Source organism: uncultured Sphaerotilus sp., assembly GCF_963924895.1.
GTDB lineage: Bacteria > Pseudomonadota > Gammaproteobacteria > Burkholderiales > Burkholderiaceae_C > Sphaerotilus.
In genome coordinates this window covers 1-22162 of record NZ_CAWURG010000028.1, presented here as the reverse complement: position 1 = coordinate 22162, position 22162 = coordinate 1, and the positions used below count along the sequence as shown (strand labels likewise).

23 protein-coding genes, 1 tRNA gene and 2 pseudogenes are annotated in these 22162 nt (G+C 68.9%); 8 read left to right on the top strand and 18 right to left on the bottom strand.

Annotation, left to right across the window (positions count from 1 at the left end; all coding sequences use genetic code 11):
- Positions 1–19: 19 nt before the first annotated feature.
- Both AABN02_RS11620 and AABN02_RS11615 read right to left on the bottom strand, forming a co-directional pair.
- On the bottom strand, positions 20–565 hold the full coding sequence (locus AABN02_RS11620) for a lipoprotein insertase outer membrane protein LolB (RefSeq protein WP_338415100.1): 546 nt from the start codon (positions 563–565) through the stop codon (positions 20–22).
- On the bottom strand, positions 562–2454 hold the full coding sequence (locus AABN02_RS11615) for a tetratricopeptide repeat protein (protein ID WP_338415099.1): 1893 nt from the start codon (positions 2452–2454) through the stop codon (positions 562–564). The genes AABN02_RS11620 and AABN02_RS11615 overlap by 4 nt, the downstream gene beginning before the upstream one ends.
- A 74-nt stretch (positions 2455–2528) precedes the next feature.
- Between AABN02_RS11615 and mutM the strand changes: the two genes are divergently transcribed.
- From mutM to mutY, 3 genes are read left to right on the top strand one after another with little or no spacing between them, the layout of a single operon-like run.
- Positions 2529–3368 (top strand): bifunctional DNA-formamidopyrimidine glycosylase/DNA-(apurinic or apyrimidinic site) lyase, encoded by an 840-nt coding sequence (gene mutM, locus AABN02_RS11610; protein WP_338415098.1) that lies wholly within the window; start codon positions 2529–2531, stop codon positions 3366–3368.
- Positions 3369–3427: 59 nt separating this feature from the next.
- Positions 3428–5509, top strand: coding sequence for a dynamin family protein (locus tag AABN02_RS11605; protein WP_338415097.1), 2082 nt, complete (start codon positions 3428–3430; stop codon positions 5507–5509).
- Complete coding sequence (gene mutY / locus AABN02_RS11600) at positions 5506–6540, top strand: A/G-specific adenine glycosylase (protein ID WP_338415096.1); 1035 nt, start codon at positions 5506–5508, stop codon at positions 6538–6540. Before AABN02_RS11605 ends, mutY begins: the two co-directional genes overlap by 4 nt.
- On the opposite strand, the gene AABN02_RS11595 is transcribed toward mutY, so the two are convergent.
- From AABN02_RS11595 to AABN02_RS11580, 4 genes are read right to left on the bottom strand one after another with little or no spacing between them, the layout of a single operon-like run.
- Positions 6530–7219 carry an LON peptidase substrate-binding domain-containing protein gene (locus AABN02_RS11595; protein ID WP_338415095.1) on the bottom strand — a complete coding sequence of 230 codons (690 nt, stop codon included), beginning with the start codon at positions 7217–7219 and terminating at the stop codon, positions 6530–6532. The two genes, mutY and AABN02_RS11595, sit on opposite strands and share 11 nt — an antisense overlap.
- On the bottom strand, positions 7216–8145 hold the full coding sequence (gene rapZ, locus AABN02_RS11590; protein ID WP_338415094.1) for an RNase adapter RapZ: 930 nt from the start codon (positions 8143–8145) through the stop codon (positions 7216–7218). The genes AABN02_RS11595 and rapZ overlap by 4 nt, the downstream gene beginning before the upstream one ends.
- 2 nt (positions 8146–8147) lie before the next feature.
- Entirely contained in the window at positions 8148–9860 is a 1713-nt protein-coding gene (recN, locus tag AABN02_RS11585; RefSeq protein WP_338415093.1) for a DNA repair protein RecN, read from the bottom strand.
- A complete protein-coding gene (locus AABN02_RS11580) occupies positions 9860–10750 on the bottom strand; it encodes an NAD kinase (protein WP_338415092.1) in 891 nt (296 codons plus the stop codon). The genes recN and AABN02_RS11580 overlap by 1 nt, the downstream gene beginning before the upstream one ends.
- A gap of 83 nt (positions 10751–10833) precedes the next feature.
- Between AABN02_RS11580 and hrcA the strand changes: the two genes are divergently transcribed.
- Together hrcA and AABN02_RS11570 are read left to right on the top strand one after the other, a co-directional pair.
- On the top strand, positions 10834–11859 hold the full coding sequence (gene hrcA, locus AABN02_RS11575; RefSeq protein ID WP_338415091.1) for a heat-inducible transcriptional repressor HrcA: 1026 nt from the start codon (positions 10834–10836) through the stop codon (positions 11857–11859).
- Positions 11860–11912: 53 nt separating this feature from the next.
- Positions 11913–11989 (top strand) — tRNA-Ile (locus AABN02_RS11570).
- Between the two features lie 13 nt (positions 11990–12002).
- On the opposite strand, the gene AABN02_RS11565 is transcribed toward AABN02_RS11570, so the two are convergent.
- The 9 genes and pseudogenes from AABN02_RS11565 to AABN02_RS11525 all read right to left on the bottom strand — a co-directional run bounded on the left by AABN02_RS11565 (position 12003) and on the right by AABN02_RS11525 (position 14995).
- Entirely contained in the window at positions 12003–12413 is a 411-nt protein-coding gene (locus AABN02_RS11565; RefSeq protein ID WP_338415090.1) for a type II toxin-antitoxin system HicB family antitoxin, read from the bottom strand.
- 12 nt (positions 12414–12425) lie between these two features.
- Positions 12426–12605 (bottom strand): annotated as a pseudogene (locus AABN02_RS11560) (type II toxin-antitoxin system HicA family toxin).
- An 80-nt stretch (positions 12606–12685) separates the two neighbouring features.
- Positions 12686–12970 carry a helix-turn-helix transcriptional regulator gene (locus tag AABN02_RS11555; protein ID WP_338415089.1) on the bottom strand — a complete coding sequence of 95 codons (285 nt, stop codon included), beginning with the start codon at positions 12968–12970 and terminating at the stop codon, positions 12686–12688.
- Positions 12967–13152 (bottom strand): type II toxin-antitoxin system RelE/ParE family toxin, encoded by a 186-nt coding sequence (locus AABN02_RS11550; RefSeq protein ID WP_338415088.1) that lies wholly within the window; start codon positions 13150–13152, stop codon positions 12967–12969. Before AABN02_RS11550 ends, AABN02_RS11555 begins: the two co-directional genes overlap by 4 nt.
- A gap of 88 nt (positions 13153–13240) precedes the next feature.
- Positions 13241–13552: pseudogene (locus tag AABN02_RS11545) on the bottom strand (preprotein translocase); the annotation flags it as partial.
- Positions 13553–13702: 150 nt separating this feature from the next.
- A complete protein-coding gene (locus AABN02_RS11540; RefSeq protein WP_338415087.1) occupies positions 13703–13948 on the bottom strand; it encodes a BrnA antitoxin family protein in 246 nt (81 codons plus the stop codon).
- Between the two features lie 61 nt (positions 13949–14009).
- The gene (locus tag AABN02_RS11535) at positions 14010–14294 is read right to left on the bottom strand and encodes a BrnT family toxin (RefSeq protein ID WP_338415086.1); all 285 of its coding nucleotides are present in this window, start codon (positions 14292–14294) and stop codon (positions 14010–14012) included.
- Positions 14295–14389: 95 nt separating this feature from the next.
- On the bottom strand, positions 14390–14803 hold the full coding sequence (locus tag AABN02_RS11530; protein ID WP_338415085.1) for a type II toxin-antitoxin system HicB family antitoxin: 414 nt from the start codon (positions 14801–14803) through the stop codon (positions 14390–14392).
- A gap of 12 nt (positions 14804–14815) precedes the next feature.
- A complete protein-coding gene (locus AABN02_RS11525; RefSeq protein ID WP_338415084.1) occupies positions 14816–14995 on the bottom strand; it encodes a type II toxin-antitoxin system HicA family toxin in 180 nt (59 codons plus the stop codon).
- Positions 14996–15057: 62 nt separating this feature from the next.
- Between AABN02_RS11525 and AABN02_RS11520 the strand changes: the two genes are divergently transcribed.
- A complete protein-coding gene (locus AABN02_RS11520; RefSeq protein ID WP_338415083.1) occupies positions 15058–16596 on the top strand; it encodes a site-specific DNA-methyltransferase in 1539 nt (512 codons plus the stop codon).
- A gap of 14 nt (positions 16597–16610) precedes the next feature.
- Positions 16611–19334: a DEAD/DEAH box helicase family protein gene (locus AABN02_RS11515; RefSeq protein ID WP_338415082.1), complete on the top strand. Its 2724-nt coding sequence runs from the start codon at positions 16611–16613 to the stop codon at positions 19332–19334.
- A gap of 204 nt (positions 19335–19538) precedes the next feature.
- On the opposite strand, the gene AABN02_RS11510 is transcribed toward AABN02_RS11515, so the two are convergent.
- The 3 genes from AABN02_RS11510 to AABN02_RS11500 form a co-directional block, all read right to left on the bottom strand.
- A complete protein-coding gene (locus AABN02_RS11510; RefSeq protein WP_338415081.1) occupies positions 19539–19934 on the bottom strand; it encodes a type II toxin-antitoxin system HicB family antitoxin in 396 nt (131 codons plus the stop codon).
- A gap of 20 nt (positions 19935–19954) precedes the next feature.
- A complete protein-coding gene (locus AABN02_RS11505; RefSeq protein ID WP_338415080.1) occupies positions 19955–20134 on the bottom strand; it encodes a type II toxin-antitoxin system HicA family toxin in 180 nt (59 codons plus the stop codon).
- Between the two features lie 254 nt (positions 20135–20388).
- A complete protein-coding gene (locus AABN02_RS11500; protein ID WP_338415079.1) occupies positions 20389–21636 on the bottom strand; it encodes a diguanylate cyclase in 1248 nt (415 codons plus the stop codon).
- A gap of 106 nt (positions 21637–21742) precedes the next feature.
- Between AABN02_RS11500 and AABN02_RS11495 the strand changes: the two genes are divergently transcribed.
- Positions 21743–22066 (top strand): transposase, encoded by a 324-nt coding sequence (locus AABN02_RS11495; protein WP_338415078.1) that lies wholly within the window; start codon positions 21743–21745, stop codon positions 22064–22066.
- Positions 22067–22162 lie beyond the last annotated feature (96 nt).

Genomic DNA, 22162 nt, shown 5'->3' with positions numbered 1-22162 from the left:
CGGCGAAGGGGCGGGGGGCTCAGGGCGTGTCGAGCTTGATGCGCACGGTCAGCGTGGGGGCGGGCAGTCGCCGCTGGGCCACGATCACGCCGTCGCTGATGCGGGCGGTCTGGACGTTCCAGCCGAGTTGCCGGAACCCGGCCCCGCCCTCGGTGTCCGACAGCGCCCGGCTCGGCATGGCTTGCCACGGCCGGCCAGCCATCCAGTCGAACAGGGCGGCCAGCGGCACGGCCTCGCCCAGCATCTCTTCGGCGAGGGCGTCCAGATTGTCGAAGCGGCGTTCGCCGTCCGCGCTCTGCCACAGCACCGAACCCGGTTGCCAGACCGCGCGGCCGACTTGCGTGCCGATCGGGCTGATCAGCGCGAGCTGCCCCCGGACATCGCTGCCCTGCAGGTCGAATCCGGCGCTGAACGAGCGCGCGTCATCGCCGTCGACCTTCACGGCCAGCCGGCCAGCGTAGCTGCGCGCCAGCGGATCCGGCGTGGCAGCGGGGGGTGTGACCGTGGCGCAGCCGGCCAGTGTTGACAGCGCCAGGGCCGCTGCGAGCCAGTGCCGTCGGTTCAAAGTGCCACCTTCAGGCGCTTGAGCGTCTCGGCCAGCACTTCATTGCTGGCATCCCGTGCGCGGGCTTCCTGCCAGACCTTGCGGGCATCGTCCTGGCGGCCCATCGTCCACAGCACCTCGCCCAGGTGGGCGCCGATCTCCACGTCCGGCCGTTGCCGGTAGGCGTCGCCCAGCAGGCGGGCGGCTTCCTCCGGGCGGCCCAGGCGGAACTCGACCCAGCCCAGGCTGTCGGTGATGAAAGGATCGCCGGGCGTGAACGACAGGGCCTTCTCGATCAGCGTGCGGGCTTCGGGCAGGCGCAGGTTGCGATCGGCCAGGCTGTAGCCGAGGGCGTTGTAGGCGTGCTGCTGGTCGGGCTTGATCTGGATGACCCGGCGCAGCAGTGTTTCCATCTCGTCAAAGCGCAGCAGCTTCTCGGCCAGCAGGGCCTGTTCGTAGAGCAGGTCGGTGTCGTCGGGGATCTGGGCGTTGGCTTGGGCCAGCAGGGTGTAGGCCGCTGTCCACTCCTTGGCGTCGCGCAGCAGCTGGGCCTCGGCCATGAAGCGGGTGCGTTTTTCTTCCGCCGTGCCCGCGGGCAGCTGCTGGAGCAGGGCACGCGCCTGCGGCAGCTGGCCCTGGCGCATCAGCAGGGACGCCCGGCGCTGCAGCACGCTGGGCACGTCGGCGGCGCTCGACCGGCTGGCCAGCTTCTCGAGCCAGACCAGCGCGCCGGGATAGTCCTTGAGCTGCTCGGCCGCCTGCGAAAGCATCAGGTAGGCCTGGGCCAGCTCCTGGTTCTCGCTGCGCTGCAGAACGGTCCGGGTCTCGCCGTCCGGTCTGTCCGGCATGTCCTCGTCTTCGGCGGTGCTGGCCATCGGCGGCGTCTGCACGGCCACCAGTTCCGTTTCCTTGAGCGACAGGAACTGCTTCAGCGACGTCTGGGCCGCCGCGGGCTGGCCGAGTTCAATCTGCAGCGCCCCCTGCATCAGCCAGCCGGTGGCCAGTTCGGGCTCGCTCGCGGTGAGCTTGCGGACTTCGACCAGGGCCTCCGCGTAGTGCTGCGAGGTCGTGAGTCGCCGGACATAGGCCGCGCGCACGCCGCCCGCGGATTTTGGTGTCGCCAGGTAGTCGGTGACGAGCACTTCGGCCGCGGGCGTGTCTTTCATCAGCTCCAGCGCGATGAGCGCGGTGGGCTGGTAGCTGCGGTCGAGTGCGTGGGCCTCGCGCGCCAGCGCCAGGCTGCGGTCGCGCTTGCCCGCGGTCAGCCAAGCACCGGATGTTGCTCCAAGAGCGGCGAGCCGGGTCGCCGGCTTGGCGCGCCAGGGCTTGAGCGCCTCCTCGATGGCCTGTGCGGCGTCCTCCGGCTTTTCGCCGCTGAGCACCAGCCGCGGCAGGCTGGCGATGGCACCGGACTGCTCGGCCACTGGCGTCAGCTCGATGAAGGTGTGCAGCGGCTCCCGGGCGTCCTGGTAGCGGCCGAGCGCCATCAGCATCTGGGTCTCGATCTCGGCGGCGTCGCGGGACTTCGGCACGTTCTGGCGCCAGGCCTTGAGGGCGTCGACCGCCTGCTCGCCAGCGCGGGCGCTGATGGCGATGTCGACTGCGCGCCGGAACAGCGCCTCCTCCCGGCTGCGCTTGGCCGCTTCGAGCATCACCTGGAAGGCCAGGCCGGCGTCTCCCTGGCGCAGCTCCAGCTCGCTGACCAGCAGCTGGTAGAACAGCACGCCGTCCATCGCCGAGCGGGTCACGGCCTCGGTGGCCGGCGGCGTGGCGGGCTTCGTCGTCTGGGCCATGCCCAGTGCGGGATTCAGTCCGAGCGCGACCAGCAACGCGAGCCATCGCCGGGCGGGGCGGCGGGCAGACCGGGTGCGGTCCGCGCGGATGGGGCATGCGGCGAAGTGCTGTGGCATCGAGATGGGCTCCGTGGTGCAGGCCATTCTAGGCGGGCGCAGGGCGGCTGTTCGGGCGCTCCGATAATGCCGCCATGCCCGAGTTGCCTGAAGTCGAAATCACCCGCCTGAGCCTGAGCCACCGGATCGAGGGCGCGCGCGTGCGGTCCGCCAGACTGGGCAAACCGCTGCGCTGGCCGCTGGGCGTGGCCCCCGAACGGCTCGCGGGCCGGACCGTCGGGCCGCTGACGCGCCGCGGCAAGTACCTGTGGATGCCCCTCGATCCGGCGCCGGGTGCGGCACCGGAGCCAGGTGGCGTGCTGCTGCACCTCGGCATGTCGGGATCGCTCCGCTTCGAGGCGAGCCTGCCGCCGCCGGGGCCGCACGACCACTTCGAGCTGGACACCGACCGCGGCCTGCTGCGGCTCACCGATCCGCGCCGCTTTGGCGCCGTGGTCTGGTCCGAGGGTCTGGACCGCGCGCCAGCGGCGACCCTGCTGGCCCGGCTGGGCGTCGAGCCGCTGGAGCGGGCGTTCTCCGCCTCGGTGCTGCACGAGGCGCTGCGCGGGCGGCGCGTGGCGATCAAGCAGGCGCTGCTGGCGGGCGATGTGGTGGTCGGCGTGGGCAACATCTACTGCTCCGAAGCCCTGTTCGAGGCGGGCATCGATCCGCAGACCCCCGCGCAGCAGCTTGGCCCCGAACGCTGCGCGCGCCTGGTGACCGCCGTGCAGGACGTCTTGCGCCGCGCGCTGGCTGCGGGCGGCTCGACGCTGCGCGATTTCCGCGACGCACACGGCATGGGCGGCGCCTTCCAGTCGCAGGCCTGTGTCTACGACCGGGCGGGCTTGCCCTGCCTGCGCTGCGGCACGCCAATCCGCCGCATCGTGCAAGGACAACGGGCAACCTATTTCTGTCCGGTCTGCCAGCGTTCCTGAGACAGGCGCTGCGCTACCATGCCCGCTGACCTTTTGCGGACGCAGGCAACGGCACAGCGATGAGCGAGCACCCCCACGATCTGAACAGCACCCCGCCGACCCTGGTCGAATCCGTTCTCGCCGAAGCGAGCAGCGGTTCGGTCCAGGAGCCGTTTGTCCGTAGCCTCGACGCACTCGGGGTCTGGCGTGTCACGCTGGAAGAGCGGGTGCGCGATCTGGTGCGCTTCCTGCGCGAACAGAGCCTGCTGGACGAGGGCGCGGGCGACCTGCTCGACTCGCTGCGCCAGCGGCTGGCGAGCGAAAAGCTCGTGGTGGCCTTTGTCGCCGAGTTCTCGCGCGGCAAGTCCGAGCTGATCAACGCCATCTTCTTCGCCGACGCCGGCCGGCGCATCATGCCGGCCTCGCCGGGGCGCACCACCATGTGCCCGGTCGAGCTGGGCTGGGATCCGGAAGACCCCCCGGGCCTGTCGCTGCTGCCGATCGAGACGCGGCTCGACGGCGCCTCGCTGGCCGAGCTGCGCGGACAGCCGCGGCTCTGGCACCGCCAGTCCATCGACGTGTCCGACCCGGCGTCGTTCGCGCATGCGCTGAATGCGGTCAAGGGCGTGCGGGCCGCCACGGTCGACGAGGCCCGCCAGCTCGGGTTCTGGGACGACGAACAGCCGGCCGACAACCCGCCGATGCTGGACGACGGCCAGGTCGAGATCCCGCTGTGGCGCCACGCCGTCATCAACGTGCCGCATCCGCTGCTCAAGCGCGGGCTGGTCGTGCTCGACACGCCGGGCCTGAACGCGATCGGCGCCGAGCCCGAGCTGACGGTGGGCCTGCTGCCGAGCGCGCACGTCGTCGTGTTCGTGCTGGGGGCGGACACCGGCGTGACCAAGTCCGACCTGGAGATCTGGCGCGACCACCTGGCCTCGCAGTCCCTGACCCGCTACGTCGTGCTGAACAAGATCGACGCGCTGGTCGATCCCCTGTCGTCCACCGAAGAGAACGAGGCCCAGATCACCCAGCAGTGCGTGCAGGTGTCGCGCACGCTGGAGATGCCGATGGGGCGGGTGTTTCCGCTGTCGGCGCGGCAGGCGCTGGAGGCGCGGGTCGAGGGCAATGCCCAATTGCTCGTCGACAGCCGCCTGCTGGCGCTGGAGCAGGCGCTGGCGCAGGAGCTGCTGCCGCAGCGCCGTGCGGTCTTCGAGCAGCTCACGCTGGAAGCGCTGGCGGTGGTGCAGCAGCAGACCTCGCGCAACCTCACCGACCTGCGCCGCCACCTGACCGAGCAGCTGCACGAGCTGCGCGGCCTGCGTGGTCGCAACAGCGGCAAGGTGGCGCTCATGCTGCAGCGCGTCGGCGCCGAGACGGTCGAGTTCGAGCGCTGCACGACGCAGATCCAGGCCTTGCGCACGGTGCATTCGCGCACGCTGCGCAGCGTGCTGAACGGCGTGTCCGGCGAGCCGCTGCGTGCGCTGGTGGACGGCATGGTCCGCTCGATCCGCGAGTCCTTCCTCAAGCTGGGCGCGCGGCGTTCGTTCGTGCAGCTCTTCGCCGACCTGCGGCTGGCGCTCGACACTGCGCAGAAGGATGCGCAGGACCTGCGCGACCTGCTCGCCGGCTCGTTCGCCCGCCTCAACGCCGAATATGGCTTCAGCCTGGCCACGCCCTCGGCGCCGGAGCTGTCGCGCTTCCGCGATGACCTGGCGCTGATCGAGCGCAACTACGTGCAGTACCTCGGCCTGAGCCAGGCGATGCGGCTGGCCCAGCCCCGCTTCCTGGAGCAGTTCCGCCGCATGCTGATGTCGCGGCTGCGCGTCGTGTTCGAGAGTGCCGCCAGCGAGATCGAGCTGTGGAGCCGCACGACCTCGGCGCAGGTCGATGCCCAGCTGCGCGAGCGCCGCAAGGCCTTCAAGCGCCGGCGCGAGTCGCTGGAGCGCATCCGCACGGCCGCCAGCGATCTGGAGGCGCGCCTGCTGGAGATCGAGGCGCAGGACCAGCGGCTGGCCTCGATCGAGGTGCGGCTGCACGCGCTGTTCGAACGCAGCCGCCGCGCCGCCACCCGCCACGAGATGGGGCTGTCCAGCGACTTCGGGCAATTCCAGTCGTCCCTGCAGGCCACCTTGCCTGCGCCGGCCGCCACGTCGGCATGAGCCAGCTCGCCGACGCGCTGGTCACCTGGCAGCGCACCCACGGCCGCCACGCGCTGCCGTGGCAGAACACCCGCGATCCCTACCGCGTCTGGCTGTCGGAGATCATGCTGCAGCAGACGCAGGTGGCGGCCGTGCTGCGCTACTACGCACGCTTCCTGGAACGTTTCCCCGATGTCGCCACGCTGGCCGCCGCGCCGCTGGACGACGTGCTGGCGCTGTGGAGCGGCCTGGGCTACTACAGCCGCGCCCGCAACCTGCACCGCTGCGCGCAGACCGTGGTGAACGTGCACGGCGGTGCCTTTCCACCGAGTGCGGCGGTGCTGGCCGAGCTGCCCGGCATCGGGCGCTCGACCGCGGCGGCGATCGCCGCGTTCTGCCACGAGGAGCGGGTCTCCATCCTCGACGGCAACGTCAAGCGCGTGCTGACCCGCGTGCTGGCCTTCGACGGCGATCTGGCCCAGCAGGCGCAGGAGCGTGTCCTGTGGCAGCGCGCCACCGACCTGCTGCCCACCGACCGCACCGACATGCCGGCCTACACGCAGGGCCTGATGGACCTCGGGGCCACCGTCTGCGCGCTGCGCCAGCCGGATTGCCTGCTCTGCCCGCTGTCGGGGCTGTGTGCGGCGCGTGCGTCCGGCCGGATGACGGACTACCCGGTGCGCACCCGCAAGCTCAAGCGCTCGCGCCGCGAGAACTGGTGTTTCTGGCTGCAGACCGCCGACGCGGTGTGGCTGCAGCAGCGCCCGGACAGCGGCATCTGGGCCGGGCTGTGGTCGCTGCCGATGTTCGACGATGCCGAGGCGCTGCGGGCGGTGGCGGGAGCCGCAGCGGCGCGCGTGGTCGCGCTACCCGGCTTCGTCCATGTGCTCACCCACCTCGACTGGACGCTGCACCCGCAGCGGCTCGACCTCGCCACGCCCGAGGCGGACGTGGTCGCGGCGGGGCTGGGCGACGGGCGCTGGTGGCCGCTGGACCAGCTCGACCGCATCGGGCTGCCGGCGCCGTTCAGCCGGCTGCTGCTCAGTCGCTGACGATGCCGTGGCGGCGCAGGAAGCCGTCCACCAGCTGCAGCCGCGCGTGCGGGTCCGGCAGCATCATCAGCTTGTGGCGGGTCGGCAGCGGGATCGGCAGGATCTCGCACCAGCGGTTGGCCACCCAGCCGGCATCGTCCATCGCATGCGGGGCCAGGAAGGGCGTCTGGTCGCGCCCCTGCAGGGTGTCGATGGCCCGCTGCAGGGCGGTGACACTGGCCTGAAAATCAGGCCGCGGCGGCTCGACCGGATCGGCGGCCTGCAGCACCGCGTCCGCGCGCCACAGGCCGTCGGGCGCCTGGTGCACCTGCGAGACCGTGAAACGCTGCAGACCGCGGCAGCGGATCTGCAGGATGCCCGCCTGCGGGCTGTCGCAGTCGATCAGCTCGGCCAGACAGCCTTCATGCTCGAAGCGGACCGCCTCCTCGGCCGCGCCCTGGATCTCCGCGCCCTGGCGCAGGGTCACGACGCCGAAGGGCGCGCCGCTGCGCAGGCAGTGCGTGATCAGGTCGAGGTAGCGCGCCTCGAAGATCTTCAGCGCCAGCAGGCCTTGCGGAAACAGCACCGTGCCGAGCGGAAACAGCGGCAGGTGCGGCAGCAGATCACCGAAGGCCCCGCGCACAGCGGCCGCCGAAGCAGGGCTGCGCACCGGGCGTTCGGGGGCGGGTGGCTGGGTCATTGGTGTGCCGCGGCCTCGCGGGCCTCGATCTCGCGGTGCCGGATCAGGGTGGGAATGCGCTCGCGGAAGCGCGCGGCGAGCTGCTCGGCCGAGTACACCGAGCGGTGCTGTCCGCCGGTGCAGCCGATCGCCACCGTCAGGTAGCTGCGCTGGTCCTGCTCGTAGGCGGGCAGCCAGCGGGCGAGGAAGCCTTCGATCTGCGCCAGCATCTCGGCCACCTCGGGCTGGGCGCGCAGGAAGTCGATCACGCCGGCGTCGCGGCCGTTCAGCGCGCGCAGCTCGCGCACGTAATGCGGGTTCGGCAGCACGCGCAGGTCGAACACCAGATCGGCGTCCCGCGGCACGCCGTGCTTGAACGCGAACGATTCGAACACCAGCGTCAGCGACGAGTGCGCCGCGCCGACCAGCTGCCGCACCCACGAGCGCAGCTGCGTCGGGCGCAGATCGCTGGTGTCGATCACGGTGCTGATCTCGCGCAGCAGGCTGAGCATCTCGCGCTCGCGCTCGATCGCCTCGCCCAGCGCCGAGCGGGAGTGGCCGTGGTCATCGTCCTCGGCCGACAGCGGGTGGCGGCGGCGCGTCTCGGAGAAGCGCCGCACCAGCGTCTCGGTGCGCGAATCCAGGAAGATCGGCAGCACCGGCGTGCCTTCGCGGCGCAGGGCGTCGATCACCGGCAGCAGCTTGGGCAGCGACGAGGCGGTGCGCACGTCCGCCGCGATCGCCAGCCGGCGCGTGGGGAACTTGCGCTCGAGCCGGATGAAGTCGTGCAGCAGCTCGGGGGGCAGGTTGTCCACGCAGAAGTAGCCGGCGTCCTCCAGTGCATTGAGCGCCACGGATTTGCCCGAGCCGGAAATGCCCGAGATCAGGACCACCGGCGGAATCTTCTCTGGCGCTGGAGTGGCAGGGCTGCTGTCGTGGTTGGGCATGGTCAGGCAACGGTGTTGGTCTTGGAGTTCGGGAAGCGGGAGTCCACGGCGGCGAGCATCTCACGGGCGTGGGCCAGTCCGGCGTCCGAGCGGGTTTGTCCGCCCAACATGCGGGCAATTTCGCCGATGCGCTGGCCGGCATCCAGCGTTCGGATGTCGCTGCGGGTGCGGCCGCCCTCGCTGGCCTTGCTGACGAGCAGGTGCGTGTCGGCACAGGCGGCCACCTGGGGCAGGTGGGTCACGGCCAGCACCTGCCGCTCGCTGCCCAGCCGGCGCATCAGCCGTCCCACCGTGTCCGCCACCGCGCCGCCCACGCCCGAATCCACCTCGTCAAAGATCAGCGTGGCCGCGCCCGTGCCGCGCGCCTGGCGCTGCTGGCTGGTGGTGACGGCAATCGCCAGCGCGATCCGCGACAGCTCGCCGCCCGAGGCGACCTTGCCCAGCGGCCGCGGCGTGCTGCCCGCATGGCCGGCGACGAGGAACTCGGCCGACTCCAGTCCGTGCGACTGCGGCTCCGGCAGCGGCTCCAGCGCGATCTCGAAACGCCCGCCCGCCATGCCCAGCGCCTGCATCGCGGTGGTGACGGCGGCGGCCAGCGTCGGCGCGGCCCGGTGGCGCGCGGCCGAGACCCGGCTGGCGGCGGCCAGGTAGAGCTGCCACGCGGCTTCGGCCTGCTGCTGCAGCGCATCGAGGTCGGCGGTGGCGTCGATTTCCTGCAACTGCGCGCGCCACTGCGCCAGCACCGCCGGCAATTCTTCCGGCATGCGCCGGTAGCGCCGCGCCAGCCCGACCCAGGACGACAGCCGGGCGTCGAGTTCGTCGAGCCGGTCGGGGTCGAGTTCGGTGCGGCGCAGCAGGGCGTTGAGGCTGTGCGCAGCGTCGGCGAGCTGGGCCTGGGCGCTCTGCAGCACCTCGATGACATCCTGCAGCTCGGGCGCGTAGCCGCTGACCTCGCTGAGCGTGTCCAGCGCGCGGCCGGTGAGCGTGTCGGCGCTGGCCTCGCCCTCGCTGGTGGCCTCGATCGCCGTGCGCAGCGCGTCGAGGATGGCCTGCGCGTGCGCGAGCCGCTGGTGCTCGGCGTTCAGCTCGGCCCACTCGTGGTCGCCGGGCGCGAGCTTGTCGACCTCGCCGATCTGCCAGGCCAGCCGTTCGCGCTCCAGCGCCCGCTCGGCGCCCTGCTGGCGGGCGGTGTCGAGCCGGGCCTGCTGGGCGCGCCACTGCTGCCAGGCCTCGGTCATGTGGCGCGGGTCGATCGCGGCGTAGTCGTCCAGCAGCGCGCGCACGGAAGCGGGCCGCGTCAGGCTCTGCCAGGCGTGCTGGCCGTGGATGTCGACCAGGTGCTCGCCGACCTCCTTGAGCTGGCCGACCGTCGCCGGGCTGCCGTTGATCCAGGCGCGGCTCTTGCCCTGCGCGTCCACGGTGCGGCGCAGCAGCAGGGTGGTGGGCGCGTCCTCCTGGGCCTCCAAGCCGGCCTCGTCCAGCCAGGCGGTGAGTGCGGCAGGAATTGGCTCGAACTCGGCGCTGATCTCCGCCCGCGTCTCGCCTTCGCGCACCACACCGGCGTCGCCGCGGCCGCCCAGCGCCAGCTGCAGCGCGTCGACGAGGATGGACTTGCCAGCGCCCGTCTCGCCGGTCAGCACGGCGAACCCGGGTTGAAATTCCACCTCCAGCCGGCTGACGATCACGAAGTGGCGCAGGGACAGCCGTCGCAGCATCAGTGGCCTCCGTCGCCGGGGACGACGCCTTCGTTCCAGTGCAGCTTGTGGCGCAGCGTGCCGTAGTAGTTCCAGCCGCGCGGGTGCAGGAAGCGCACGCGGTGTTCCGAGCGCTTCACGATGATCCGGTCGCCGTGCAGCAGGCTCGCCAGCGACTGCATGTCGAAGTTCACCGAGGGCTCGCGTGCCGAGACGATCTCGATGCTGATCTCGCCCGAGTCCGGCAGCACGATCGGTCGGTTCGACAGCATGTGCGGTGCGATCGGCACCATCAGCCAGCCGGCCACGCCCGGGTGCAGGATCGGCCCGCCCGCCGACAGCGCATACGCCGTCGAGCCGGTCGGCGAGGACACGATCAGCCCGTCGGCGCGGAAGTTGGCGACGAACTGGCCGTCCACCTCGACGCGCAGCTCCAGCATCGAGGTCGTGCCGCTGCGCAGCACCACATCGTTCATGGCGACCGCCGAGTAGATCGCCTCGCCACCGCGCACCACGCGGCCGTCGAGCATCGCGCGGTGCTCCTCCTCGTAGTCGCCGGCCAGCATCGCGCGCAGCGCCTGCGTCACGCGGGCCACGGGGATGTCGGTGATGAAGCCCAGCCGGCCCTGGTTGATGCCCACCATCGGCACGCCGTAGCGCGCCAGCGTGCGGGCGATGCCGAGCATGGTGCCGTCGCCGCCGACGACGATGGCCAGGTCGCAGTGCCGGCCCAGTTCGTCGGGCGTGAGCATGGGGTAGCCGGTCAGGCCGGTGTTGAGCGCCGTGTCGGCTTCGATCGACACCTCCAGCCCGCGCCGGGTGAGCAGGTGGGCGATCTCTTCCAGCAGCGGGCGCATGCCCTGGGCCTGGTACTTGCCGATGAGCGCGGCGTGTCGGAATCGGCTGGTCATGGAGAAATTACACCACAGGCGTTTGACGGCTCCCCGAGGGCCGAACCCACCCGGGTACCCTCGCGAACTCTACAATCGGTTTCATGATGGATGACCGCGCGAAGATGCTCCTGAAGACGCTCGTCGAGCGCTATATCGCCGATGGGCAGCCGGTGGGGTCGCGCACGTTGTCGAAGACCTCGGGGCTGGAGCTGTCGCCCGCCACGATCCGCAACGTGATGGCCGATCTGGAGGAACTCGGCCTCATCGCCAGCCCGCACACCTCGGCTGGCCGCATCCCCACCGCCCGCGGCTACCGCGTCTTCGTCGACACGATGCTCACCTCGCGCCCGCCGCAGCGTTTCGAGGACTCGTCGATGGCCCCGCTGATCGAGCCGCTGCAGCCTGACCAGCCCAAGCGCGTCATCGCCAGCGCGGCGCACCTGCTGTCCAACCTGTCGAGCTTCGTCGGCGTCATCACCGCGCCGCGCAAGACCAGCGTGTTCCGCCACATGGAGTTCCTGCGGCTTGGCGAGCGCCGGGTGCTGCTGATCCTGGTCTCGCCGGACGGTGACGTGCAGAACCGCGTGCTCTTCACGGTGCACGACTACACCCAGAGCCAGCTCGTCGAGGCCACCAACTACCTCAACACCCACTACGCCGGCCGCAGCATCGAGGACGTGCGCGAAGGGCTGAAGCACGAGGTCGACGCCCTGCGCGGCGAGATCGCCACGCTGATGCAGGCGGCGGTGCAGGCCGGCAGCGAGGCCGCCAGCGACGACTCGGCCCGCGTCGTCGTCTCGGGCGAGCGCAAGCTGCTGCAGGTCAGCGACTTCGGCAGCGACCTCGGCTCGCTGCGCAAGATGTTCGACCTGTTCGAGCAGAAGACGCAACTCATGCGCCTGCTTGACGGATCGAGCCGCGCCGAGGGCGTGCGCATCTACATCGGCGGCGAGAGCGGGCTGGTGCCGATCGAGGACCTGTCGGTGGTGTCGGCGCCCTATGAGGTCGACGGGCAGGTGGTCGGCACGCTGGGCGTCATCGGCCCGACGCGCATGGCCTACGACCGGATGATCCAGATCGTCGACATCACCTCCCGGCTGGTCGGCAATGCGCTGAGCCAGAAGTAGGGTGGGAGTTGGGTGGAAATGAAAAGACCCTACAATCGCGGTCCTTCCTCCGGGGGCCGTTAGCTCAGTTGGTTAGAGCAGAGGACTCATAATCCTTTGGTCGTAGGTTCAAGTCCTACACGGCCTACCAATTCCACCCATCGTCAGAAGTGCTCCGCCGGCTTGCGCCCCTCGATGGCCATGCGGGCGATGAAGCCAGAACGGGTTTCACCGGCACGGCGCGCCAGGTCGTCCAGTCGGTGCAGCACGCGGCGCGGAAGACTGATGTTCACCCGCTCCACGGTGTCATCCAGCATGGCGGGGTCCACCTTCACCAGCGCCCACCAGCCATCGAACTCGGGATGCGCCGCGCGCAGGGACTCGATGCCGGACGGCTTCGGGATGCTTTCGCCGGCATCGATCGTGACTTCCACCCATGCCGTGATCGCCTCTTCGGCTTGGATCATGGCCTCTTCCAGCGTGTCACCCGCAGAGAAGCAGCCCGGCAGGTCCGGCACCACGACACCCCACGCGGTCGTGTCGGTGCCGGGTTCGATGGCAATGGGATAGCGCATGGTGGTTCCCTCTCAGATGCCGGCCAGTTGCCGGATGGACTTCACAAGGCCGATGCCCAAATCCTTCTTCGGGTGCGGCACGACAACGGTTCCGGGTCGGCCTGGATGCTTGAAGATGTGGTGCGAACCGGTCACGCGGTCAAGCGCTCAGCCAGCACGCTGCAGGTCACGTACCAGGTTGGCGCTTTTCATTTTTGTACGCCATACATCGAAATGTGTGGCATCAAGCGCGTGGCGCAGGGGAGACCCACCTCAGTTGGCGGTGGGGATGGTCAGGTAGACATCTGCTCGATCCGCACCACAGCCCGGCATCCAAGCGCCTGGGCGTACCGTTGCACCGTGCGCAGGGACGGCGGGCGCTTGCCGCTTTCCATGCGGGCAATCGTGCTTTGCGTGGTCCCCATGCGTTCGGCTACCTGTTGTTGCGTCAAGCCAGCGCGGGCACGGGCGGCCACCAGTTCGCGGGCCGTCTCGAACTCGGGCGCCAGGGCGTCATAGGCGGCGCGGGTCGCCGGGTCTGCCAGCAGTTCGGCCTTGAGGTCGTTCAGGGTCTTCATGGGGCGTTCTCCAGTCGTTTGCGGGCGGCGTCCAGTGCCTTGCGGGGCGTGGTCTGGGTCTTCTTGACGAACACATGCAGCACCATCAGGCGCCGACCCTGCATTGCCACGTACACGGCGCGGGCGATGCCGTCACGGCCCTGCATCCGCATCTCCCACAGCTTGCCTTCCAGCGGGCGCACATGTCGTCAGGCAGCGCCAGCAACTCAGGTTCCGCTTCGGGATGTAGGGCAACAGTCTACATGGTCAAATTATGCTCTTTTTGCTATGTCACTGCACAGCGCGCAGGCGGGCGGGTTCTTCGCCGGCGCTCGGTTGTTCGATGCCAGCCTGTTCAAGAATCCACGCTTCGGCGCGGGTGTGCCACATGCGCAGCAGGTCAAGCGGGCGGCGGCGGTAGTGCTTCTCTGCCGTGGCGCCGGGCTTGTGCCCTTGGATCTGCGCCACGACACCGGCAGGCATCTCGACCCATTCGCTGCAGCGGGGCAGGGCGGCCAGCAGGCGCGACACGTAGGGCGTCAGCGGGATGACGCGGACGCCTTCCACCTTGTCCCGGATGCGCATGGAACCCCATCGAAAATCAGCGCCAGCGGACGGGCCAGCAGGGCGCGCAGGATGCCGGCTTGCGTGGTCTTGACCTTGGAGCGGGTGCGCGGCTCGCCCCCGGCCTGCACCATCACGGCCTATCTGTTGGTGCCGTGTTCGACTCACGGGCGGCCTACCAATCCAATCTCATCCCTTCACCAGACCACGCGCCACCGCATCGCGCAGCAAGGCGTTGATGCGGGTCTGCCAGCCTGGGCCGGTCGCCTTGAACGCCTCCAGCACCTCGGCATCGACACGCATGTTCAGCGTCGGGCGCTTGACCGCCACGGCCGGGCGGCCCGGACCACGCTTGATGGTGGCCTGTGACCAGAACGCCGACACGGCGGCTTCGTCGTTTGGGTCATAGGGGTCGCTTTCGGCGTCGTGGGACACCGGCGCATCGGTCGCAGCTTCGCGCCGGACGCGCTCCCAATCGGTTCCAGTGGGCTTTGACTCAGTGGGCTTCTTGCCAGCTCGCATACAGCTTCCTTTCCTGCTTGGACGCACGGCGCAGCGATATGGCCCGCACCACGTCTGGTTCTCGCCGCACGTAGACCAGCACCAGCACGACGCCCGCGACCTCCACCAGGGCCACGTCCATGAGCCGAAGCTCATCGGGGCGCGGAGACTCCAGTGTCAGCTTGTGCGGCGCCTCGAACACCAGCGGGGCATCGGCCAGGGACAGCCCATGCTTGGCGATGTTCGCGGCGTCTTTCTTTGGGTCAAACGTGAAGTGCATTATTATTGTAGGGGCAGTAATTAATCTGCATCAACGGGAAGCCACCACACTGCGCGCTGTAGGCAATCGTCCTTCGCGCACGAGGCGCGGCTTGTTCAGAAGTGCTCCGCCGGCTTGCGCCCCTCGATGGCCATGCGGGCGATGAAGCCAGAACGGGTTTCACCGGCACGGCGCGCCAGGTCGTCCAGGCGGTGCAGCACGCGGCGCGGAAGGCTGATGTTCACCCGCTCCACGGTGTCATCCAGCATGGCGGGATCCACCTTCACCAGCGCCCACAGCCAGCCGTCGAACTCGGGATGTGCCGCGCGCAGTGACGCGATGCCGGACGGCTCCGGGATGCTTTCGCCCGCATCAATCGTGACTTCTACCCATGCCGTGATGGCCTCTTCGGCTTGGATCATGGCCTCTTCCAGCGTGTCGCCCGCAGAGAAACAGCCCGGCAGGTCCGGCACCACGACACCCCACGCGGTCGTGTCGGTGCCGGGTTCGATGGCAATGGGATAGCGCATGGGGGTTCCCTTTCAGATGCCGGCCAGTTGCCGGATGGACTTCACAAGGCCGATGCCAAAATCCTTCTTCGGGTGCGGCACGACAACGGTTCCGGGTCGGCTTGGGTGCTTGAAGATGTGGTGCGAACCGGTCATGCGGTCAAGCGCCCAGCCAGCACGCTGCAGGTCACGTATCAGGTCGGCGCTTTTCATTTGTGTATGATACACATCGAAATATGTGGCATCAAGCGCGTGGCGCAGGGGAGACCGACAACATGCCGTTTCTGGATTGGGTAAACAAGGCGCAGGCGGTGCGCGTGGCGGGGTCTGTGCCGTATCACCTGCTGAATTTCGAGTCGGCGCATGGGGATGCGGCGGCGGAAAACCTGCTGATCCAGGGCGACAACCTGCTGGCGCTGAAGGCGCTGCTGCCGTTCTACCGGGGGCGGGTGAAGTGCATCTTCATCGACCCGCCGTACAACACGCAAAGCGCGTTCGAGCACTACGACGACAAGCTGGAGCACAGCCAGTGGCTGAGCATGATGCACCCGCGGTTGGTGCTGCTGCGCGAGCTGTTGGCCGAGGATGGCAGCATCTGGGTGACGATCGACGACAACGAGGCGCATTACCTCAAGGTGTTGATGGACGAGGTGTTCGGGCGAGCATCGTTTGTCGGAACGATCATCTGGCAGAAACGCACATCGCGGGAGAACCGGGCAACGCTCAGTTCCTCTCACGACACCGTATTGCTCTACGCGAAAGGCGGCATTCCGGTATGGCGCAACGTGCGCAATCTGCTGCCTGCTGTGGAAGACGGCTTCAGCAACCCGGACAGCGATCCTCGTGGTGCTTGGAAGTCGATTCCGTTTACCGCGCAGGGCTACCGGGAAAACCAGATGTATCCGATCACGTCGCCCAGCGGTGTCGTGCATGAGCCGCCGAAGGGGCGGTGCTGGGGTGCGACAGAACCCGAGTACCTTCGACTGCGAGACGTTGAACAGCGCATCTACTTTCCCAAGGGCGGAGATGGTCGGCCACGGGTGAAGCAGTTTCCCGAGCAGCAAAAGGGACTCGTGCCGATGACCTTGTGGCTCGCCAAGGATGTCGGGGACAACGAGGATGCCAAAAAGGAAAGCCTCGCCTTGTTCACCGACCGAGAGGCGTTTGGTACGCCAAAACCTGAGCAGTTGCTGGAGCAAGTTCTCCTGATTGCGACCAATCCGGGGGATGTTGTGCTCGACAGCTTTCTCGGCTCCGCAACGACCGCCGCAGTCGCCCACAAGATGGGCCGCCGCTACATCGGCATCGAGCTGGGTGCCCACGCGCAGACGCATTGCCTGCCCCGCCTGCAAAAGGTCATCGATGGCGAGCAGGGCGGGATTTCCGAGGCGGCGGGCTGGCAGGGCGGCGGCGGGTTTCGCTTCTACACGCTGGGCGAGCCGGTGTTCGACGCCGACGGCGGCATCAACCCCGCCGTGACCTTCGGCGCGCTGGCCGGTTACCTCTGGCACTTCGAGACGGGCGAACCGGCGACAGGCGCATTCGCCTCGCCCCTGCTCGGCATCCACGGCGACACCGCCATCTTCCTGCTTTACAACGGCATCCTCGGCGATCGCAAACCGCAGGGCGGCAACGTGCTCACCTCCGCCGTGCTCGCCTACCTGGACCAGCTCCTGAACGACGCCGTGCACGTCGGCCAGCCCCGGCCGACCCGCAAGGTGGTCTACGGCGAAACCACCCGCCTGAGCGACTGGCGGCTCGACGAAGCCCGCATCAGCTTCCGCCAGATCCCCTACGACATCAAGGCGCGTTGAGCACGTACACGACCATGGCCACCTTCCGCCTCAAGGACTACCAGACCCGCGCCCTCGACGCGCTCGACGCCTTCTTCCGCCGCACCCACACCGTCGGGCGCGAAGCCGCCTGGGCCGAAGCGATGGCGCAACAGGGCCTGAGCCCCATCGCCTACGACCCCCGCACCATGGGCGACACCCCGGCCGTCTGCGTGCGCCTGCCCACCGGCGGCGGCAAGACCACGCTCGCCGCGCACGCCGTGGCCCGCGTCGGCCGCGCCTGCACCGGCACCGACGCCCCCGTCGCCCTGTGGCTGGTGCCCTCCAGCGCCATCCTCGCGCAGACGCTGGCTGCTCTGCGCGTCCCCGGCAACCCCTGCCACGAAGGACTGGCCGAGCACTTCGGCGATCGGGTGCGCGTGTGTGCGCTGGACGAGCTGGCCACCGTCGGACCGCACGAGGTCGGCACGTCGGCGGTGATCGTCGTCGCCACCATCCAGTCCTTCAACGTCAAGGACACCAGCCAGCGCAACGTCTACTCGTTCGACGAGTCGCTCGCACGGCATTTCCAGCACCTCACCCCCCACCAGACTGCCCACCTCGACACCGTCAGCGCCGCAGACCTCACCCGCCAGCCCTACCTGACACCAGCCGATGTGGGCCGCGTCAAGTCCTCGCTGGCGAATTGGCTGGCGCTCCACCGCCCCATCGTCATCGTGGACGAGGCGCACAACAACCGCACCCACCAAGCCTTCGAGACCCTGCGCCGGCTGGCCCCGGCCTGCCTCGTCGAGATGACCGCCACCCCGCCCAAGGGCAGCAACGTCGTCTTCCACGTCGGCGCCCAGGAGCTGCAGCGCGAGGACATGATCAAGCTGCCGATCGTGCTGATGGAGCACCCGCGCAGTTGGCAGGATGCCGTGCGTGACGCCATCCTCACCCGCGCCCGGCTGGAACTGCTGTCCAACGCGGAAGCCGACTACGTCCGGCCTGTGCTGCTGTTCCAGGCGCAGCCCAAGGGCGGCGAGGCCACCGTCGAGGCGCTGCTGGCGCACCTGACCTCGCCCGATGGCGAGAAGCTGCCGCGTGAACAGATCGCGGTGGCGACCGGCGACCAGAAGGAACTCGACGGCGTGGTGCTCGCCTCGCCGCTGTGCCCGGTGCGTTTCGTGGTGACGGTCGAGGCACTGAAGGAGGGCTGGGATTGCCCCTTCGCCTACGTGCTGTGCAGCCTGCAGAACGCCCACAGCGCCAAGGACGTGGAGCAGCTCCTCGGCCGTGTGCTGCGGATGCCCTACGCCCGCCCGCGACAGCATCCCGAGCTGAACCGCGCCTATGCGCACGTCGTCTCCGACAAGACCGCCCGTGTCGCGGACGAACTCACCGACCGGCTGGTCAACAACATGGGTTTCGAGGCGTATGAAGCCGTGCAGGCGATCGTGCCGCCGCAGATGCCGTTGCCCGGTACAACCGACACCGTGGACGACGGCCCGCTGTTCGCCACCACCACACCCCGCGTGCCCGATGCCATCGTCAGCCTGCCCGCGATGCCCAGCCAGCCGTTGCCGCCGGAGTTGGTGGGCTGCATCGAGCTGCGGCCCACCACGGCCGGTGCCTCCGCCATCGTGCGCGGTGAAATCACCGAAGCCGTCGAAGCGTTCTTGCTGAACGGTTGCACCGCCAAGCAGCAAACGGCCGTCGCCGAGTCGATCCAGCGCGAACGGCTGCGCCAATCTGCCACGCTGGCACCGTCAGCGCGGGGCGTGCCGTTCGCGCCGCTGCCGCAGCTCGGGCTGGAGTGGGAAGGCGAGTGGCAACGACTCGACCGCCGCCTGTGCGCCGAGCTGGGCGAGTTCGACCTGTTCGCCGAGCCGGTGGCGCTGGCGGCGTTTGCGGTGGTCGAGCGTGGGAATCTCTTCGAGATCGGGGTGGAGGACGGCCGGGTTCGTCTGGACGTGAGGGAGGCCGAGCAGCTCTACCTCAACGACATCCCCAGCCAGTCCACCGAGCAGGATCTGGTGCGCTGGCTGGACCGCGAATGCCGCCAGGTCGAGATCGCGCAGCCGGTGATGCTGCGCTGGCTGCTGGCCGTCGTGCAGCACCTGCAGCGCGACCGGGGCTTCACGCTCACCGCGCTGGTGCGCAGCCGCTATCCGCTGGCCGAGGCGCTGCGTCGCGACATCGAGCGGCGCCGGGAAAACGCCGTCCTGTGCGGCTTCCAGCAGGCGCTGCCCGGTCTGGCGGCGCTGCCGGTGGCGCAGGACAGCTTTCGCCACACCTTCTCGTTCCACCCGGATCGCTACGCCGGCCGGCCGCCGTTCTACGCCGGTCGCTACCGATTCGGCAAGCATTACTACGGCAATGACCGCATCCACGACCTGCGTGAGCGCACCGAGATCGGCAAGCAACTGGGCGAGGAGTTCTTGTGCGCCCGTGCGATCGACATGGAGCCGCGTGTGCGCCACTGGGTACGCAATGTCGAGCGCGACGAGCGGTTCTCGTTCTGGCTGCCCACGGCCACGGGTTATTTCTACCCGGACTTCGTGGCCGAGTTGACCGATGGCCGCGTCCTGGTGGTCGAGTACAAGGGCAGCCAGCTTGTGACCAACGACGACACGCGCCGCAAGGCGCAGATCGGCCACCAGTGGGAGGCGACCAGTGGTGGACGCAGCCTGTTCCTGATGGCGACTGCGCCGGGAGATGATGCCCACAGCCGCGAGGTGGCGCGGCAGATCGCGGACAAGATCGACGGTCGATGAACCTGGACGGTGGGGCTGGTCAGGTGGTCATCTGCTCGATCCGCACCACAGCCCGGCATCCCAGCGCCTGTGCGTACCGCTGCACCGTGCGCAGGGACGGCGGGCGCCAGGGCGTCATAGGCGGCGCGGATCGCCGGATCTGCCAGCAGTTCGGCCTTGAGGTCGTTCAGGGTCTTCATGGTCTGGCTGGCCTTCACGCGGCGGTTACCCCGGTTGCCGCATCGCCTGCTGCGCTGCTCGCGCGAGGAATCCTGAGCGGGTCATGTGGTGCGCACCAGCCCAAGCGTCAATCTGCTTCACCAGATTGGCCGGCAGGCTCACGTTCAAGCGCACGGCACGCCCTTCGATGCGGCTCAGGTCGATATCCACCAGCAGCCACGCACCGCCTTGGTACTGCGGGTCTTGAGCCAAAAGGGTCATCGGCGTCGGTGTCGGCACGGCGTCCGGTTCACCGTAGAAGTGGGCTTGCACAGCCTCTTGCACAGCAGCCGGCAGGCCGTCCCACTCGTCAGCCGCAGCGAAGCAGCCGGGGAAGTCGGGGAAGGTGACACCGTGGGCGTGGTCGGCGTCGCCCATGTGGACATAGACGGGATACAGCATGGAGGCTCCTTGAGACGGATTCACAGCCCGGCCTGCGCCAGGATGCTTCGCACGGTGGGCAACGGAAGGTCTTTCTTCGGGTGCGGAACCGTCACCTTTCCGAGCTTGCTGGGGTGCTTGAACTGGTGGTGCGAACCCACGACATGCACCAAGAACCAGCCGTCAGCCTTCAGTCGCTTGATGATGTCTGCGCTCTTCATGTTCAATAATCATACACAACAATACACACCAATCAACGGGATGCCACCACACGCAACGTGCCCGGTTCATCGCTGGCGCTGGGTTGTTCGATGCCGGCTTGCGTGGTCTTGACCTTGGAGCGAGTGCGCGGCTCGCCCCCGGCCTGCACCATCACGGCATATCTGTTGGTGCCGTGTTCGGCTCACGGGCGGCCTACCAGTCCAATCTCATCCCTTCACCAGACCACGCGCCACCGACCTCGGTTGGCGGTGACTCAGTGTTCCGGCGCCAGCCCGCACACCCGGTTGCGCCCCGCCGCCTTGGCGGCATAGAGCGCCTGGTCCGCGCGCTGCATCAGCGCGCTCAGGTCGCCACCGCAGTCGTCCATGGTCGCGATGCCGGCGCTGACGGTGCAGAGCACCTCGCCCGCGGCCGTGGTGGCCGGGGACGCCGCCAGCTTGCGGCAGAAGCGCTCGGCCACGGTGTAGGCGTCCTGGAGATCGGTCGACGGCAGCAGCACCGCAAATTCCTCGCCGCCGATGCGGGCGACCACGTCCACCTCGCGGAACGAGGCGCGCAGCGTGCTGGCGATGTGGCACAGGACCGCATCGCCGGCCGGGTGGCCGAGGGAGTCGTTGATGCGCTTGAAGTGGTCGGCGTCGAACAGCACCACCGACAGTGGCCGGGGTCGCTGTTTGGCGCGCAGGGTCTCGCGCTCTGCGGCTTCGAAGAAGGCGCGGCGGTTGTGGATCCCGGTGAGGTAGTCGCAGACCGCTGCCTGCCGGGCCTGCGCGGCCGTGTCGCGGTGGTCGCTCAGGTCGCGCAGGATCAGGCAGTAGGCGGCATCGGCCGTGCGCTCGCCGCCGGCCGGACGCAAGGGCGTGATCAGCACGCTGCCCCAGTAGCGGGTGCCGTCGGCGCGTGCGCGCCAGCCTTCATCCAGACTGCAGCCGCTCTGGTCGGCTTCGCGCAGATGGTCCGTCACGCGCTCGGGCGTGATGGCGTCGGGCGGGTAGAACAGCGCCAGGGTCTGACCGTGCACGGCCTCGGGGCCGAAGCCGCTGATGCGCTGGATGCTGTCGTTCCACTCGACGATGCCCCCGCCGAGGTCCAGCGTCACCATGGCGTAGTCCGTCACGCCGGAGAGGATGGCGCCGAGCCAGGCCTCCTGCTGCCGCAGCCGGTGTTCGCGGCGGACCTGCGCGGTCACGTCCTGCAGCAGGGCCATGCAGTGGTCGGCGTCGATCCTGATCAGGCTGAAGGACAGCAGACTCGCGTCGGATGGTGTGCCCAGGCCGACCTGCACCGGCAGCTGGAGCCCGTCGCAGACCACGCCGCTGGCGGGCGTGCCGGTGTCCAGCAGATCCTGCAGGTCGGGCGCGACCTTGCGCAGGGCCGTGAACAGGTTGTCCAGGGTGCCGTTGCGGGACAGGGGCATCAGCAGTTGCGCCGCCGTCGGGTTGATCATCACGATCTCGCCATCGCTGCGGACCTGCACCAGACCGACCGGCGCCAGGTACACGAACTGCAGCAGCGCCTGGTGTTCCCGCTCCGGCAGCAGCAGGGCGTCCTGGGCGTTCTGGGCGTCGTGGGTTGTCCTGCTCTAATGATTTCGCACACACCGATAGGTGGAAATCACCTGGACAATGAACGTGACGAACACGAAACGAAGAGTCTTTGATGCGAGCTTCAAGCTGCAGGTCGTGCAGATGATCCGGTCGCAGAGCCTGGGCATTGGCGAGGTCTGCCGGGACATGAAGCTGGGCGAAACGGCGGTGCGGCGCTGGCTGGCGCAGGCAGACGCTGAACAACTGGGGCAACCGGGCATCGGCAAGCCATTGACGGCGGAGCACCAGCGCATCCGCCAGCTCGAAGCCGAGAACAAGCAACTGCGGGGGGACGTAGAGGTTTTAAAAAAAGCATCGGCCTTCTTTGCCCGGGAACTGCGATGAGCTTCAAGCTCGTCGGGCAACTGCAAGAGAAGGCCGTGGCGGTGGAGCAGGTTTGCCGGGTGCTGGGCATCAGCCGCTCGGGCTACTACGCGGCCC